14 protein-coding genes are annotated in these 15,711 nt (G+C 70.4%); 5 read left to right on the forward strand and 9 right to left on the reverse strand.

The window, feature by feature from the left end; translation table 11 throughout:
• Nucleotides 1–693: 693 nt before the first annotated feature.
• The 5 genes from IEY89_RS03925 to IEY89_RS03945 all read right to left on the reverse strand — a co-directional run bounded on the left by IEY89_RS03925 (nt 694) and on the right by IEY89_RS03945 (nt 5,978).
• Complete coding sequence (locus tag IEY89_RS03925; protein ID WP_189145833.1) at nt 694–1,614, reverse strand: lysophospholipid acyltransferase family protein; 921 nt, start codon at nt 1,612–1,614, stop codon at nt 694–696.
• A complete protein-coding gene (locus tag IEY89_RS03930; protein ID WP_189145834.1) occupies nt 1,614–2,387 on the reverse strand; it encodes a GNAT family N-acetyltransferase in 774 nt (257 codons plus the stop codon). The genes IEY89_RS03925 and IEY89_RS03930 overlap by 1 nt, the downstream gene beginning before the upstream one ends.
• Nucleotides 2,388–2,606: 219 nt before the next feature.
• Complete coding sequence (locus IEY89_RS03935) at nt 2,607–3,356, reverse strand: succinate dehydrogenase/fumarate reductase iron-sulfur subunit (protein ID WP_189145835.1); 750 nt, start codon at nt 3,354–3,356, stop codon at nt 2,607–2,609.
• Nucleotides 3,353–5,305 (reverse strand): fumarate reductase/succinate dehydrogenase flavoprotein subunit, encoded by a 1,953-nt coding sequence (locus IEY89_RS03940; protein WP_189145836.1) that lies wholly within the window; start codon nt 5,303–5,305, stop codon nt 3,353–3,355. Before IEY89_RS03940 ends, IEY89_RS03935 begins: the two co-directional genes overlap by 4 nt.
• Nucleotide 5,306: 1 nt before the next feature.
• Complete coding sequence (locus tag IEY89_RS03945) at nt 5,307–5,978, reverse strand: succinate dehydrogenase (RefSeq protein WP_189146090.1); 672 nt, start codon at nt 5,976–5,978, stop codon at nt 5,307–5,309.
• Between the two features lie 130 nt (nt 5,979–6,108).
• Between IEY89_RS03945 and IEY89_RS03950 the strand changes: the two genes are divergently transcribed.
• On the forward strand, nt 6,109–6,993 hold the full coding sequence (locus IEY89_RS03950; RefSeq protein WP_189145837.1) for a LysR family transcriptional regulator: 885 nt from the start codon (nt 6,109–6,111) through the stop codon (nt 6,991–6,993).
• 119 nt (nt 6,994–7,112) lie between these two features.
• On the opposite strand, the gene IEY89_RS03955 is transcribed toward IEY89_RS03950, so the two are convergent.
• The 3 genes from IEY89_RS03955 to IEY89_RS03965 all read right to left on the reverse strand — a co-directional run bounded on the left by IEY89_RS03955 (nt 7,113) and on the right by IEY89_RS03965 (nt 11,478).
• Nucleotides 7,113–9,254, reverse strand: a complete 2,142-nt coding sequence (locus tag IEY89_RS03955; RefSeq protein ID WP_189145838.1) for a putative bifunctional diguanylate cyclase/phosphodiesterase — start codon at nt 9,252–9,254, stop codon at nt 7,113–7,115.
• On the reverse strand, nt 9,251–10,063 hold the full coding sequence (locus IEY89_RS03960; protein WP_189145839.1) for an SAM-dependent methyltransferase: 813 nt from the start codon (nt 10,061–10,063) through the stop codon (nt 9,251–9,253). The genes IEY89_RS03955 and IEY89_RS03960 overlap by 4 nt, the downstream gene beginning before the upstream one ends.
• A 410-nt stretch (nt 10,064–10,473) precedes the next feature.
• Nucleotides 10,474–11,478, reverse strand: coding sequence for an SCO0930 family lipoprotein (locus tag IEY89_RS03965; RefSeq protein WP_189145840.1), 1,005 nt, complete (start codon nt 11,476–11,478; stop codon nt 10,474–10,476).
• Nucleotides 11,479–11,769: 291 nt separating this feature from the next.
• Here IEY89_RS03965 and IEY89_RS03970 point away from each other — a divergent pair, with 291 nt between their 5' ends.
• The 3 genes from IEY89_RS03970 to IEY89_RS03980 all read left to right on the forward strand — a co-directional run bounded on the left by IEY89_RS03970 (nt 11,770) and on the right by IEY89_RS03980 (nt 14,089).
• A complete protein-coding gene (locus IEY89_RS03970) occupies nt 11,770–12,513 on the forward strand; it encodes a hypothetical protein (RefSeq protein WP_189146118.1) in 744 nt (247 codons plus the stop codon).
• A gap of 18 nt (nt 12,514–12,531) precedes the next feature.
• Nucleotides 12,532–13,296, forward strand: a complete 765-nt coding sequence (locus tag IEY89_RS03975; protein ID WP_189145841.1) for a bestrophin-like domain — start codon at nt 12,532–12,534, stop codon at nt 13,294–13,296.
• Between the two features lie 268 nt (nt 13,297–13,564).
• On the forward strand, nt 13,565–14,089 hold the full coding sequence (locus IEY89_RS03980) for a hypothetical protein (RefSeq protein ID WP_189145842.1): 525 nt from the start codon (nt 13,565–13,567) through the stop codon (nt 14,087–14,089).
• A gap of 95 nt (nt 14,090–14,184) precedes the next feature.
• Here the strand turns inward: IEY89_RS03980 and IEY89_RS03985 are convergent, their stop codons facing one another.
• On the reverse strand, nt 14,185–14,673 hold the full coding sequence (locus IEY89_RS03985) for a hypothetical protein (protein WP_189145843.1): 489 nt from the start codon (nt 14,671–14,673) through the stop codon (nt 14,185–14,187).
• A 331-nt stretch (nt 14,674–15,004) separates the two neighbouring features.
• Between IEY89_RS03985 and IEY89_RS03990 the strand changes: the two genes are divergently transcribed.
• The gene (locus IEY89_RS03990; protein WP_189145844.1) at nt 15,005–15,667 is read left to right on the forward strand and encodes a class F sortase; all 663 of its coding nucleotides are present in this window, start codon (nt 15,005–15,007) and stop codon (nt 15,665–15,667) included.
• Nucleotides 15,668–15,711 lie beyond the last annotated feature (44 nt).

Raw genomic sequence — 15,711 nt, forward strand, 5'->3', positions numbered from 1 at the left:
ACGGGGAGGTGCGCGAGGGCACCGCGATCGCCGCCCAGGGGCCTACCCGTGGTAACCGGCGACCTGCGCGGCGATGAGCGGATGCCGCACGGCATCGACACCTGGCGTGCCGGTTCCCCGCCCTCGTCCTGGGCGAGCCCGAAGACCGCCAAGGAGCGCGGCTTCTGCAGGTCCGGGTTCGCGGGCCGGCTCGCCGGTACGGCGGGCGAAGTGGCCCACGAACAGGAGACGTTGGTGAAGGAGACGGTGCGCAGGAGGTCCCGGTCACGATCAGCACGTACGACCGGGAGGCCCCGCGCAACTCCTCCGCCCGGCCGGCCGGGCTGTTGTGTGGCTGGCCGGGCGGTCCTGGCGAAGATCGACACAGCGTCGACCCCGCGCGCCGAGCGAGGACGCGTCCCACAGGAACGCGGGGCTGTGCCGATCTGCGGATCCGCCGCGGGGCGCGACCAACCGCAACGAATCCGAGCCAGGTCACGTCCCGCGCGGTGGTGTAAGCGATCGTGCGCCTCGCCGTCCGGTACCTGGCTCGCCACGATCTCTCCGACAGGCGCGGCACACGAAGCGGCCCGGCCAGGCACCGGGAGTGCCCCAACCGCTTGGACTACCCGGCGTGACCTGCAAGTTCAGGTCTGCTGATCGGCTGCACCACTCGGCGGGACACCATCCGCAGCCGCAGACGCGCCCCTCTTCTCAGGACGCGACCGGCCGCCGTCGGCCCACCCACGCGGCGGAGCCTGTTGTCGGGCAGGTTTCAGCCGTCCGGGCCTGAGCAGGCCGGTTCGGATGGGTGCCCGGCACATCGGCATCCCGTGTCTCGACCAGCAGAGGCCGGTGCGGGCCGAGGAGCGGCGGCTGGGCCGCTCTGGCCAGGGCCCGCCGGTCCCGGTGGCTTCCCGGGGCTATGACGTCCCGTACCTCGACCTCCGCCACCAGCCCCCGTGCCGACACCACCCGCCACACCGACGTGAGCAGGGAGTCCTCGCCGACGAAGGCGGGCGCCGTGCTCGCCGCTCCCCCGGCGAGCCGGTAGTGCAGGTGCACCGGCTGGACGGGGACGTCGGCGTCCAGCGCGGCCTGGAACACCGCCCGGCGGAAGTGACCCTGGGCCTTGCCGCACCACGTGCTGCCCTCGGGGAAGGCGACGACCGCCGTGCCCTCGCGCAGTGCGCCGGCGATCTTCGCGACGGTGTGCGGCAGCGCCCGCAGCCGGTCCCGCTCGATGAACAGCGCACCGCTGGTCGCGGTCAGCGCGCCCGCCACCGGCCACCGCCGGATCTCGGCCTTGGCCAGCATCCTCGCCGGTCGTACGGCGGCCAGCAGCGGGATGTCCAGCCACGAGATGTGGTTGGCGACCAGCAGCACGCCCCCGGTGGGCGCGGTGGCGCCGGTCACCCGGAGCCGGACCCCCGCGGCCCACACGATGGTGCGGGCCCAGCGCCGTACCCACCCGGCAGGGATCCTCCTGCCGAGCGGGCACAGCATGATCCCCGCGAGGAGGACGACCAGGACGATCACCAGTCGCAGCACGGCCAGGGGTGCGGCCGTGGCGGAACCCGTCGTCTCCACGCACGTCCTCGGGGTGCAGGGCGCGCTGGGCAGCCAGACGCTCATCAGGCCGGGACGAGGGAGAGGAAGTGCCGCAGATAGCGCTGGTTGATCCGGCGCATCGACAGCAGCACGTACAGGTCGGCGACCCCGAAGTCCGGGTCGTGGGCGGGCTCCCCGCAGACCCAGGCGCCGAGGCGGACGTAGCCGCGCAGGAGCGGGGGCAGTTCGGTGCGGCCGGCCGGACGGGCCACGCCCTCGGCGGACCAGGGCAGCAGCGGGCTCACCCGGAACTCCTCCGGGGCCAGGTGCTTGGCCCGGACCCGGTCCCAGGTGCCGGCGGCGAGGGTGCCGCCGTCGGCGAGCGGGATGGAGCAGCAGCCGGCCAGCCAGTCGTGGCCGCGGTCGACCATGTAGCGGGCGATCCCGGCCCAGATGAGGCCGATGACCGCGCCGTCCCGGTGGTCGGGGTGGACGCAGGAGCGGCCGACCTCGACGAGGCCGGGGCGGATCGCGTCGAGCGGGGAGATGTCGAACTCGCCCTCGGAGTACAGGCGTCCGGCGATCGCGGCCCGCTCCGGGGGCAGCAGCCGGTAGGTGCCGACGACCTGACCGGTGAGCGTGTCGCGGACCAGCAGGTGGTCGCAGTACGCGTCGAAGGGGTCGATGTCGAGGCCGGGCTGCGGGGAGGACAGCAGGGCGCCGAGCTCACCGGCGAAGACGTCGTGCCGCAGGCGCTGCGCGGCTCGTACGTCGTCCTCGTCGCGGGCGAGGGTGACGGTGTAGCGGGTGGGTGTGGCGGGGAGCGGGGGACGTTCGATGGTGGAAACGCCGGTCATGGCTCTCTCCTGGTCACGGGCCGGGGACGGCGAGGCGACGAGCTGGCCGGTCCCGTTACGTCCGGCCGTATCAGTTCTTCCGACCGCGGTTGTCCGGCGCGTGACTCTCGAAGAGAGGTGGGGTGTGAGCTTGTTGAATGCCAGGGGTGCCTGGCGGGACCGGGGTCGAGCACCACTCCGGTCCCGCCCGTCCGCACTGGTCGGCGAACGTTCTCGGGGTCAGCGTCCGGACACTTTACGCGTCGCCCGCAGCCACTCCTTGTTCATCCCGGTGATGGAGACGAGGGGGATGCCCTTCGGGCAGGCGGTGGCGCACTCCCCGGCGAGGGTGCAGCCGCCGAACCCCTCCTCGTCCATCTGCGCGACCATGTCGAGCACCCGGGTCTCCCGCTCGGGCGCCCCCTGCGGAAGCACGTTCAGGTGGTTGACCTTGGCGGAGGTGAAGAGCATCGCCGCCCCGTTCGGGCAGGCGGCCACGCAGGCCCCGCAGCCGATGCACTCGGCGTGCTCGAAGGCGAGGTCGGCGTCCGGTTTCGGTACGGGGGTGGCGTGGGCCTCGGGCGCGGCGCCGGTCGGGGCGGTGACGTAGCCGCCGGCCTGGATGATCCGGTCGAAGGCGGACCGGTCGACGACCAGGTCCTTCACCACCGGGAAGGCGGCGGCGCGCCACGGCTCGACGTCGATCGTGTCGCCGTCCGCGAAGGACCGCATGTGGAGCTGGCAGGTGGTGGTGCGCTCGGGCCCGTGCGCGTCGCCGTTGATGACGAGCGAGCACGCACCGCAGATGCCCTCACGGCAGTCGTGGTCGAAGGCGACCGGGTCCTCGCCCGTGAGGATGAGCTCCTCGTTGAGGGTGTCGAGCATCTCCAGGAAGGACATGTCGGCCGAGATGCCGTCCACCTCGTACGTGGACATGGCGCCGTCGGCGTCGGCGGCGCGCTGCCGCCAGACGCGCAGGGTGAGCTTCATGCGTAGCTCCGCTGGGTGGGGTGGACGTACTCGAAGACGAGGTCTTCCTTGTGCAGGATCGGGGCCTCGCCCGTCCCCGTGAATGCCCAGGCCGCCGCGTACGCGAAGTTGTCGTCGTCGCGGGCCGCCTCGCCGTCCGGGGTCTGGGACTCCTCACGGAAGTGGCCGCCGCAGGACTCGGCCCGGTGCAGCGCGTCGAGGCACATCAGTTCGGCGAGCTCCAGGTAGTCGACGATGCGATTCGCCTTCTCCAGCGACTGGTTGAACTCCTCGCCGGTGCCCGGGACCTTGATCCGCCGCCAGAACTCCTCGCGGATCTGCGGGATCCGTTCGAGGGCTTTGCGCAGTCCGCTGCCGCTTCGGGCCATGCCGCAGAACTCCCACATCAGTTCGCCGAGTTCGCGGTGGAAGGAGTCGGGGGTGCGGTCGCCGCCGACGGAGAGGAGGAGGTTCAGGCGGTCCTCGGTCTCCGCCAACACCTCCTGTACGACAGGGTGTTGGGCGTCGACCCGGTCCTGGCCGGGGTTGCGGGCCAGGTAGTCGTTGATGGTTGCCGGGAGGACGAAGTAGCCGTCGGCGAGGCCCTGCATCAGCGCGGAGGCGCCGAGCCGGTTGGCGCCGTGGTCGGAGAAGTTGGCCTCGCCGATCGCGAACAGGCCGGGGACGGTGGTCTGGAGGTCGTAGTCGACCCAGAGGCCGCCCATCGTGTAGTGCACGGCGGGATAGATCCGCATGGGGACGGTGTACGGGTCCTCGGCGGTGATCCGCGCGTACATGTCGAAGAGGTTGCCGTACTTCTCCTCGACCGCCTTGCGTCCCATCCGCCGGACGGCGTCGGCGAAGTCGAGGTAGACGCCCTGCCCGCCGGGTCCGACGCCCCGCCCCTCGTCACAGACGTTCTTCGCGGCGCGGGAGGCGATGTCTCGCGGCACCAGGTTGCCGAAGGAGGGGTAGATGCGCTCCAGGTAGTAGTCGCGTTCGTCCTCGGGGATCTCGTTCGCGGGCCGCGTGTCCCCCTTGGCCTTCGGCACCCAGATCCGGCCGTCGTTGCGCAGCGACTCGCTCATCAGGGTGAGCTTGGACTGGTGGTCGCCGGTACGCGGGATGCAGGTCGGATGGATCTGTGTGAAGCAGGGGTTGGCGAAGTGGGCGCCGCGTCGGTGGGCCCGCCAGACGGCGGTGGCGTTGGAGTTCATGGCGTTGGTCGAGAGGTAGAAGACGTTGCCGTAGCCGCCGGAGGCGAGGACGACGGCGTCCGCGAAGTGGCTGGAGATCTCCCCGGTGATCAGGTCACGGGCGACGATCCCCCGGGCCCGCCCGTCGACGACGATCAGGTCGAGCATCTCGGTGCGTGCGTGCATCTCGACGTTCCCTGCGGCGATCTGCCGGCTCAGTGCCTGGTAGGCGCCGAGGAGCAGCTGCTGTCCGGTCTGGCCGCGGGCGTAGAAGGTCCGCGAGACCTGGACGCCGCCGAAGGAGCGGGTGTCGAGCAGTCCGCCGTACTCGCGGGCGAAGGGCACCCCCTGGGCGACGCACTGGTCGATGATCTCGACGGAGATCTGTGCCAGCCGGTGCACATTGGACTCACGGGCGCGGAAGTCGCCGCCCTTGACGGTGTCGTAGAACAGCCGGTGGACGGAGTCGCCGTCGTTGCGGTAGTTCTTCGCCGCGTTGATGCCGCCCTGGGCGGCGATCGAGTGGGCGCGGCGCGGGGAGTCCTGGTAGCAGAACTGGACGACGTGGTAACCCTGTTCGGCGAGCGTGGCGCCCGCGGAACCCCCGGCCAGCCCGGTGCCGACGACGATGACGGTGTGCCTCCGACGGTTGGCGGGGTTGACCAGCCTGGCCTCGAAGCGGCGCGTGTCCCAGCGCTCGCCCACGGGGCCGGCGGGCGCCTTGTGGTCGGCGAGGGGCTCACCGGTCGTGAACTCGGTGTATTCGGAGGTCATTTCAGTTCACCACTCCGGTCATGACGCCCACGGGTACGGCGAGGAATCCGGCCGTGAGCAGCAGCGCGAGGATGTCGGCGACGGTCTTGAGGGCGCGGTCGCGGGTGCGGCTGCCGACGCCGAGGGTCTGGGCCGCGCTCCAGAAGCCGTGCCGGATGTGCAGGCCGAGAGCGAGCATCGCGACGACGTAGATGACGTTGCCGTACCAGGTGGAGAAGGTGTCGACGATGTTCTGGTAGGGGTGGCCCTCCTGGAAGCCGCCCGCGTGCACGGTGCCGGTGGTCAGGTCGAGGATGTGCCAGACGATGAAGAGGGCGAGAATGATCCCGCCCCAGCGCATGGTGCGCGTCGCGTAGCTCGCGCGCGCCTTCCGGTGCACGTACTTGGCCGGCCGGGCCCGGATGTCGCGGCGGCTGAGCTGGTACGCCGAGATGGCGTGGGCCACGACGGCGGCCACGAGCACGATCCGGATGAGCCAGAGCGTCCACTCGTAGTGCATGAAGGGCTCGCCGACCGTGCGCAGCCAGTGGGCGTAGTGGTTGAACTCGCCGGGTCCGAAGAAGATCTTCAGGTTGCCGATCATGTGGACGACGAGATACAGCAGCATGATCAGACCGCTCACGGCCATCACGGTCTTCTTGCCGACGGAGCTGTCCCACACCGTGCGTGCCATGGACGACCGTCGGTCCGTCCGCGTTGCCAGAGCCATGGCCAAGACGCTAGGCCGAGGGACCCCGATCGGTCCAAGACATGGTCCGGCTCGTTTCCATAGCCATAGCCTATGCAAGGCCTATCCTGGAGGCATGCAGTTCCAGCAGCTCCAGTACTTCGTGGCGGTCGCCGAGACCCGGCACTTCACCCGCGCCGCGGAGCTCGTCCATGTCGCTCAGCCGTCACTCTCCCAGCAGATCAAGTCACTGGAACGGGAGTTGGGGGCCGAACTGTTCCTGCGGGCGCGCGGCAACATCACCCTCACCGACGCCGGCGAGGCGCTCCTGCCGCTGGCCCGGCGCATCCTGGCCGACGCGGACACGGCCCGGCACGAGGTGCAGGAGCTGGTCCAGCTCCGGTCCGGGCGGATCCGCCTCGGTGCGACGCCGAGCCTGTGCACGGGTCTGCTGCCGGACGTGTTGCGCGCCTTCCACGACCGCTATCCCGGAATCCGGCTGCTGATCGAGGAGGGCGGCTCGCACGACCTCGTACGGGAGCTGGCGCGCGGCGCCCTGGACCTGGCCCTGGTCGTCCTTCCGCTGCCCACCCCGTCCCCGGCGCTGACCACGGTGGAGGTCCTGCGCGAGGACCTGGTGGTGGTGTCGTCCCCGGATGCGCCCGCACCCGGCCGGGGCCGCCGGACCGTCCGTGTCACCGATCTGGAGGGCGAGCGTCTGGTGATGTTCCGGCACGGTTACGACCTGCGTGAGCTGACCGTGACCGCCTGTCGCTCCGCCGGATTCGAACCGGACTTCGCGGTGGAGGGCGGGGAGATGGACGCGGTGCTGGGTTTCGTGCGGGCGGGGCTGGGCGTGGCCGTCGTACCGCGCATGGTGGCGAGCCGGTCGGGGCGCGGGCTACGGGTGACTCCGTTGGCTCGGCCGGGGTTGTTCAGGGCGATCGCCCTCGCCCACAGGAGCGATGTGGCTCCGCCTCGGGCCGCTCGGGAGTTGCAGCGGATGCTGCTTGAGCGCTGAGGGCGCGCTGCGCTGCGCTGTCCGGGGGCGCGAGGTCGTGGACAGCTCAGGCAGTACGTGGCTGGTCGCGCGGTTCCCCGCGCCCCTTCAAAGCGCTCCCCTCAGGCTGGATCCAAGGGTCACGTCGCGTCCGCCAACGCCAGGTCGTGGAGGCGTTCCGGGGGGCCCGGGCGGGCGTAGTACCAGCCCTGGGCCGTGTCGCAGCCGAGTATGCGGAGTTGCTCTGCCTGGGCGCCCGTTTCCACGCCCTCGACCGTGACCGTGAGGTTCAGTCCGTGGGCGAGGGAGACGATTCCCTCGACGATCTTGAGGTCGACGGGGTCCGCCGGGAACTGCTGCATCCCCTGGGTGAAGGAACGGTCGAGCTTGAGGATGCTCACCGGGAGGCGGCGCAGGTTGGCGAGGTTCGAGTATCCGGTGCCGAAGTCGTCCAGGGCGATGTCGACGCCCATCTCGGCGAGGCGACGCAGGGGCTTGAGAAGGTCGTCGTCCGCGCCGATCAACGCCGACTCCGTCACCTCCAGGCACAGCGCCTCGGGTTCCAGGCCCGCGCGTTCCAGGATGTCGACGGTGTCCTGCACCAGACCGGGATGGGTGAGCTGGCACGGGGACAGGTTGACGTTGATGCGCAGCGGACCCCCGGCCGGGTGTCCCCCGAACTGCTCCTGCCAGTCGCGGGCCTGGCGCACCGACTGTTCCAGGACCCAGCGGCCGAGCGGGACGATCAGGCCGGTGTGCTCGGCGAGCGGGATGAAGCGGTCGGGGCCGAGGACGCCGTGCTGCGGATGCAGCCAGCGCACCAGTGCCTCGGCACCCCGGACACTGCCGTCACCGAGGTGGACCAGCGGCTGGTACTCGATGAAGAACTCGCTCCGGTCCAGGGCCGCCGGCAGTGCCGTGGTGAGCCCGTGGCGGGTGATCGCCCTCAAGTCGGCCTCGGGGTCGGCGAGTTCGAAGCGGTTTCCGCCCGCCGACTTCGCCCGGTACATGGTGATGTCGGCGCTGCGCAGTACTTCCGCCGGGCCGCGCTCCCCCGCCGGGCCCTCGACGATGCCGATGCTGCCGCGCACGGTCAGCTCCCGGCCGTCGACGCTGACCGGCGCGATCATCGCGTTCATGATGCGGGCGGCTAGTTCGTCGACCTCGCGTTCGGTGTCGGGGCCGGTGGTCAGCGCCACGAACTCGTCGCCGCCCAGCCTGGCCACCATCTCGCCCGGCGCGGTCGCACAGGACTGCAGCCGGTCGGCGACCTCGACGAGCAGCCGGTCTCCGGCCGCGTGGCCGAGGCTGTCGTTGATGGTCTTGAAGCCGTCGAGGTCGAGATAGCACAGGCCGAAGCGCTGGCCCTCGCCCGCCGACAGCGCCTTCTCCAGGCGTTCGAAGAACAGGGTGCGGTTGGGCAGCCCGGTGAGCGCGTCGTGCGTGGCCTCGTACCGCAGCCGGAGGTTGAGGAGCCGCCGCTCGGTGGTGTCCTCCATCAGGGCCAGCTGGTACTGCGGCCGGCCGTCGGCGTCACGCAGCAGGGAGACCGTGAGGTTGGTCCACAGGACCGTCCCGTCGGGGCGGTAGAACGCCTTCTCGACGTGGTAGTGCTCACGGTCGCCACGGACGAGCTCCTCGTACAGCCGCCAGACCTGCGGAGCGTCGTCCGGGTGGGTCCAGTCCGTGACCCTGCGGCCCCGTACGGTCTGCTCCGAGCCGCCGAACATGCGTTGCAGCGCGCCGTTGATCTGGAGGATGTTCCCGTCGAGGTCGGCGATACCGATCCCTATCGCCGCGCCCTCGAAGACCGCCCGGAAGCGTGCCTCACTGTCGTGCAGCGCCTCGGCGACCGCGCTGCGCGCGCTCTGCGCGGCCCATGCGATCGCCTCCTGCTCGGCCAGTGTCCGGTCGCGCAGCGCGGCGGCGTATCCGGCGGACATGGCGTGCTGGAGCCTCGCCGAACGGGCGCGCAGGTCCTCCTGCGGGCCGTCCTCGCCGCAGTACAGCACCAGATAGGCGTCCACGCAGTCGAGCGAGCGACTGAGCGCCTCGGGGTCGGTGCAGTGCGCGGAGACCAGCGCGGCGCCGACCGCCCGGCCTTCCTCGGCGTCGAACGTCCTCGCCAACAGCGCCGCGCTCAACCGCCCGGCGAGCGGCAGGAGTTGCTCCTCGAACTCCACCCGGGTGAGTGACGTGGAGGTCACCTGGTAGACCGCCCGGCTCCAGATGGTCGCGAACCTGCGGAGTCTGCCCTGAGGGCCGTCCGGCTCGGCGGTCACGCCTTGCGCCCCACGCCGGCGAATCCGGAGAAGGCGTACGCGTCCTCGTCCTCCGGCGCCGTCTCCGGCCGCCAATGCGGCATCGGCACCAGTCCCGGTTCCACCATGTCGTACCCCTCGAAGAACCGCGCGATCGCCTCGCGCGAGCGCATGACCAGCGGATTGCGAATGCCCTTGTACACGTCGACCGCGCCCTCGGCCCGCGCCGGCGGCAGCGGGATCCCCTCGTACGAGGCATGCGTCAGGACGAGCAGGCTGCCGGGTGCGAGCGCGTCGCGCAGCTCGGCGACCGCGGCGTAAGGGTCGTCCATGTCTTCCACGAAATGCAGTATGGCAACGAGAAGCAGGGCCACTGGCCGGTTCTGGTCGATCAGGCCCCGCACCCGGGGGCTGTCCAGGATCTCCCGGGGCTTGCGCAGATCGGCGGCGAGGACGTCCGCGTGCTCGTCGCCGGCCAGAACGGCCTGGCTGTGTGCGACGGCGACCGGGTCGTGGTCGACGTACATCACCCGCGCCTCGGGGCTGACCGCCCGGGCCACTTCGTGGACGCTGCCGAAGGTGGGAATGCCGGAGCCGATGTCGAGGAACTGGGTGATGCCCTCGGCGGCGGCGAAGCGGACCGCCCGACGCATGAAAGCGCGGTTCGCCTGCATGATCTTCGGAAGTCCCGGCATGAACTCCATGGCCCTGCGGGCCGCTTCCCGGTCGACCTCGAAGTTGTGCGAACCGCCCAGGTAGAAGTCGTAGATCCGGGAAACGCTCGGCACCGAGATGTCGATGCCCCGGGGGGCCCAGGCAGGACGCTCCATCTATCTCTCTCCCAGGAGTTGGCAGGCGTTGGCGCTCCAGTGTTCGAGCTGAGGTTACTGATCGCCTGCCAAAGGGGCGAGCCTAAACGGAAATTGACCATCCGTTCCCGGTCACTGCCAGCGGCACGTGCCGAATTGGCGCCCGGTGAACTTCCTACGAAACGTATCCGGAGCATTCCAAAGAGTTCTCAAGGGCTCTGAACGGCTATGAAGGGGGTTACCCGGAGTCGCGTGGGAATCGCGGTGAAATCCGGCGAGTCATGGACGATTCCCCGGCAAGTTGCCCGGCCTCGCGGGGTTTTGAGAGAACGCCGAAGGGCCCGCTCCCCCCCCGTGCGGTACGGAGGGAGGGAGCGGGCCGTCGGTCCGACTGGGCGAGCGAGCTGATCGACCTTGGAGAGGGTGATCCTCTACTTGCTCGGCTTGCCGACCGCCTTTCCGTCGGGGGCGATGGCGTACCAAGTGCCGCCGACGCCCTGACCGTTGGTGTCGCCAGGAGCCTTGTCACCGGCAAAGGTGTAGATCGGCCAGCAGTCGATGCTCTGCTGCTTGAGCCCGTCCGGACGGTTCAGGACGACATAGCCCCTGCGGCCGTCGTTCGTGTTGGCGATGCCCTTGGTGTCGGCGGCGTCGACCGGGGGGACGACGGGCCACTTGTCGAGGCACGCTCCGACACAGGCCGACTTCATCGGCCACGGGGTGTCCTTCTCGAAGCGGTAGACCGTCATGCCGTTCTTGTCGACGACGATCTCACCGAGTTTGGGGTCGTTGCGGGTGGACAGGCCGAGCTGCCCCGCGGAGGACGCGGCGAGTGTCGCCTTCTTGCCGTCGGGCGCGAGGCCGTACCACTTGCCGCCCACACCCTGGCCCTTGATGTCGCCGGGGGCGGTGTCCTTGGCGTAGTAGTAGGCGGCCCAGCCACCCACGGTGAGCTGCTTGGTGCCGTCGGAACGGGTCACCTCACCGAGCAGCGCGGCATCGATACCGGCACCGGCCGTGACATCGCCCGCCGGAACCGGCGGCCAGGCCTCGGCGCAGTCGCCGTCGCAGTTGGACTTCGGCGGTTCGGCCGTGTCCTGGTCGAACCGGTACAGCGTACGGCCGCTGTTGCTGGCCAGCACCTTGCCGACCTTCGCGTTCGTGACCACGTTCAACTGGCCCGCAGCGGCCGAGTCACCGGCGGCGGCCTGCTCTCCGTTGGCCTGCGTACCGGTGTCGGTGCCCGTGTCCGTACCGGTGCCCGCGCCTGCCGTGCCCGCGCCGGCCACGGAGCCGTATCCACCGGCGGCCGGTGCCGCCGCGCCGACGTTCTGGCTGCTCGTGTCGGGGGCCTTTTCCTGACCGCACGCCGTCGTCAGCGCCAGCACGGCCGCAGCTGACGCTACGAGTGAGGCGCTCCGCCAGGAGGTGTTCATTACGTACTCCCCGTAATCATTAGGGTGTTGCGACGCCCTGTTGGGCCGCCGCACGGTCCTGAATACGGGCGGGCATGGTCACTGCGTTCAACCACCGCGCAAAATTCTTTCCGAACCCTGTGACCACACCCGTCGCATGCGGCACACCCGCCACACCTCGCACACGAGGCCGACGACCGGCCGAACCTAGAACGTGTGATCCAAACCGCTGCACGACATATGTCACTCGTTCGGGGCAATCTGCTCGCGCTCCCGCGCGCGCGGGAGCGCCCAACCCACATGATCTTCGTCGTGCATGGACCCACACGGACCCGATTCGCCCTCGCCATACGGTTATTGGCGCTACTGGCCCTGACCTGGCTGCTCGTCGGCGTGCCGGCCGGCACGGCCGGGGCGACGACCTGCGTCTTCGTCTCCACCGGCTCGGGCAGCGGCACCTCGGTGTCGGTCACCGGGCACGGCGCCACGGTCACGGTCGGCACCGGTGTCCCGGTCGCCTCCGGAGACGGCTGGTCGGTCAGAGCGGGCAACGGTGGAGCGGCCGTCACCGGAAACGGCACGGCGGTCGTCGTCGCCACCGACCCCTGGTGCCCGAGCCCGACACCACCCCCGCCCTGCCCCACGCCCACGCCCACGCCCACGCCCACGCCCACGCCGACACCTACTCCCACACCGGAACCACCGCCACCACCGAAACCGAGGCCCACTCCGACCCCGACCCCGAAGCCCACTCCCCCGCAGAAGCCGACGCCGGCACCGCAGCCGAAGCCACCGGCCGCCCCGCCCGCACCGGCCCCGCGGCCGACCCCGAGTCCGCCGCCGCCCCCCGCTCCCGCGCCCACCCCCGTGCACACACCGACGCGTACCGCGAAGCCGAGCCCGAGCCCGACCGCGTCACCGACCCCGGTGACCTATCCGCCGTACCACGTGTCCGCCCGCAAAGGGGCCGTCCGCAGTGGCCCGTCGCTGGTCTCGTTCACCCTGCTCGTGACCTTGCCCGCGGTGATCGCCGTCGCCGCACTGCGTCCCCGCTGACCCCTAGGAGACATCCCCTTGTCGGAATGGCTTGTTCTCGCCGTCGCGATCGCGGCCGCGTGCGCGGTCGTCATCCTCATCACCTTCGTACGGGACCGCAGGGCCCCGGAGGACGAGGACCCGTCCGACACCCCGGACGTGATCGAGTACATGACGATGTGGATCGGTGTGGTGTACGCCATCGTGCTGGGTCTGGCCATCGCCGGCGTCTGGGAGGCGCGCGGCGTCGCCCAGGACCACGTCTCGACCGAGGCCCACGCACTGCACGAGATCTCGGAGCGGGTCCGGGTCTATCCGCCGGACGTCCGTGACCGTATTCGGGACGACGTCAACGCCTATGTCGGACACGTCGTCAAAACCGAGTGGAAGGAGATGGCCGACAACGGCAAGGTCACCGAGCGAGGCGACCAGTTGCTGCGGCGCGTCCGCGTCGGCATCACCGACTACGAGCCGACGACGAACTTCCAGGCGCAGGCCTACCTGCCGCTCCTCGACCAGGTGACCGTGGCGGACCAGGCACGCACGGCCCGCGCCGACTCGACCGGGCCGACCATGCCCGGCGTCGTCTGGTTCGGCCTGATCGCGGGTGGCATGATCACGGTCGGCATGATCTTCGCCCTCCAGATCCGCCGCACACCCCGCGAACTGATCCTCGCCGGGCTCTTCTCGACCCTGATCGCCTTCCTGCTCTTCCTGATCTGGGACTTCGACGCGCCCTACAGCCGTGGCATCACGGCCACGGCGGATCCGTTCCTGACGCTCTTTCCTGGCGCGGGCCGCTGACCGCCTGCGGACCGGTGGGGACCGGCTGACGGTTCCTCACCGGACGCGTCCACGGGGGGACACCCGCCACGCGCGTGGCGGGTGTCCCCCGGTTTGCTCAGCGAGATCCCCTGAGCGGCCCACATCCATGCCCCATTCGCACGACACCGATCGCGCGTGCGCACACATGTTCCTAGCGTTTCGGTCATCGAGGTGCATTTCTGGCGCGAGCGGTACGGCGCGAGCGGAAAAGGTCCGCGGCTGCTCCTCGGGGACCCGGAGGACTCATATGCACGCGATACGCGTCGCCTCGGCCGCACTGCTGGGCGTCACCGCCCTCACCTTCACCGCACCCGCCGCCCGAGCCGTCGTCATGGACAACGACGTCACGTCGTTCGGGTTCAGCGTCGTGCCCTCGACCATCGCGGCGGGCGGACAGGTCACCCTGCGCGTGGACGGCTGCAACGACGACACCCGGGTGTCCTCCGGCGTCTTCGATCCGGTCACCGTTCCCAAGGGGCACTCGTCGGCGACGGCGAAGGTCGACTGGGACGCCAAGCCGGGAGCCGCGTACCGGGTGACGTTCACGTGCGGCGGTGAGAGCGGCCACACCGACCTCACCATCGCCGTCGGGCGCCCCAGCGACCCCACGCACTACCCCCTGCCCGTCCAGCGCGGTGTGCACGCGGGCGAGGGCGGCAGTGTCGCAGGCTTCGACCTCAAGGAGATCGGCCTCGGAGCCGCGCTCACCGCGGGGTCACTGGCGGTGGCGTACCGCTTCTCGCGCCGTCGCCCGAGCGACGACAACGCCTGACCCGGCAGCACCCGCACAGCCCTTCGCCCCGGACCCTGACGGGTTCCGGGGCGAAGGGCTGTTGACGTGCGGTCCGCGCTCCGAAGGGGCGAGCGTCAGATCCGGCTCTCGGACCGGCGGCGCATCCAGAACACACCACCGCCGACGAGCGCGGCGGCCACCAGCCCGCCCCCGATCGCCATATCGGTCGGGGTGGCCCCGATGGAGCTGCTGCCACCGAGACCGCCTCGGACACCGCCGATGACCGTGAAGACCCCGGAGAACGTCTGGGGCCTGCCCTCACAGCGGGTGGTGACGCTGTACGAACCCGCGGTGGCGTTCGAGTTGACGGTCACCGTCGCCGTTGCCGTGCTGCCGCCCATGGACTTGAACTTGGTCGTCGGGAAGGCGTTGGAGCTGATGGTGCTGCCGTTCACGGTGCAGGCCGAGCCGTTGGCCGTCAGCACCAGCTGGCCGCCCGGCGCGATGACGCTGGGGGCGGCGGTGACGCTGGAAGGCTGGTCCCAGGCCGAGGCCGCCGGGGCGGCGAGCCCCACCGCGGCAGCCGTGGCGGCAGAAACCACCAGGGCACGAGTAGTACGCATGTGAACCTCCGCGGAAGGCGCCCCGGGACCCGTCCCCGGTCGATCGGCGAGAAAACGCCTCCCAGACGAACCCTCAGATGCCGTGCGCGCAGCCGCATTTCGGGAATGGTCCGTCCTGGTGAGGGGACACGCCGACGGATGACCGCACAATCAGATATTGCCGCAGGTCACGGACCGTCAGAAAAATACTTTCGGCGCCGACTCGGATGGCTCACCAACGACATGCCCGCCACCCGTTCGCCGCTGCCCCGTCGCCGGTTTCCCGCCGGGCACTTAGCGTTCTCGTATGCGCGATTGACACGGCGACGGCCGGGTCGAGAGGGGATGACGAATGTCTGCGTCGGAGCTGGCGGAAGAAGAGGAGCGGCGGAAGAAGCGCGCTCCATGGGGCGTGATAGCGCTTGTTCTGCTGACCGGCCTCGCTCTCATTCGAAACGGTTCCGGAGAGTTCGACGCGGGTCCGCCACAGCCCGCGTCGGCGGCGGCAGCGGACAGCCGCCTCCCGGGCGGCACGTTCTCCAGCGCCCCGGCCGCGCTGCCGTACTCCGTGGTCGATCGCGTGCGGATCCCGGCGATCCAGGTCGACGCGCCGGTACTGCCGGTGGGCCTGGACGCTGCCGGGTGGGTGGACGCCCCGCCGCCGGAGGACCCGAACCTGGCCGGCTGGTTCACCGGCGCCGTGTCGCCCGGCGAGAAGGGCACCGCGGTGGTCGTCGGACATGTCGACAACAAACAGGGCCCCGCCGTGTTCTACGGACTCGGCGCCCTCAAGAAGGGACATCGCGTCGAGGTCCAGCGCCAGGACGGAAAGGTCGCCGTTTTCGAGATCTACGGCATCGAGGTCTTCGAGAAGAACAACTTCCCCGGCGACCGCGTCTACGGCAGCAGAAACACCCCCGAATTGCGGGTCATCACCTGCGGGGGCGGTTTCTCCGAGCAGAACGGCTACAACGGGAACGTGGTGGTGTTCGCCCGCCTGGTCGAGGTTCGCTGAGCGTTCCCCGGCCGGGCGGGCGAAAGCCCGTGGCCGGCAATTCG

This window comes from Streptomyces lacrimifluminis (assembly GCF_014646095.1).
Classification (GTDB): Bacteria; Actinomycetota; Actinomycetes; order Streptomycetales; family Streptomycetaceae; genus Streptomyces; species Streptomyces lacrimifluminis.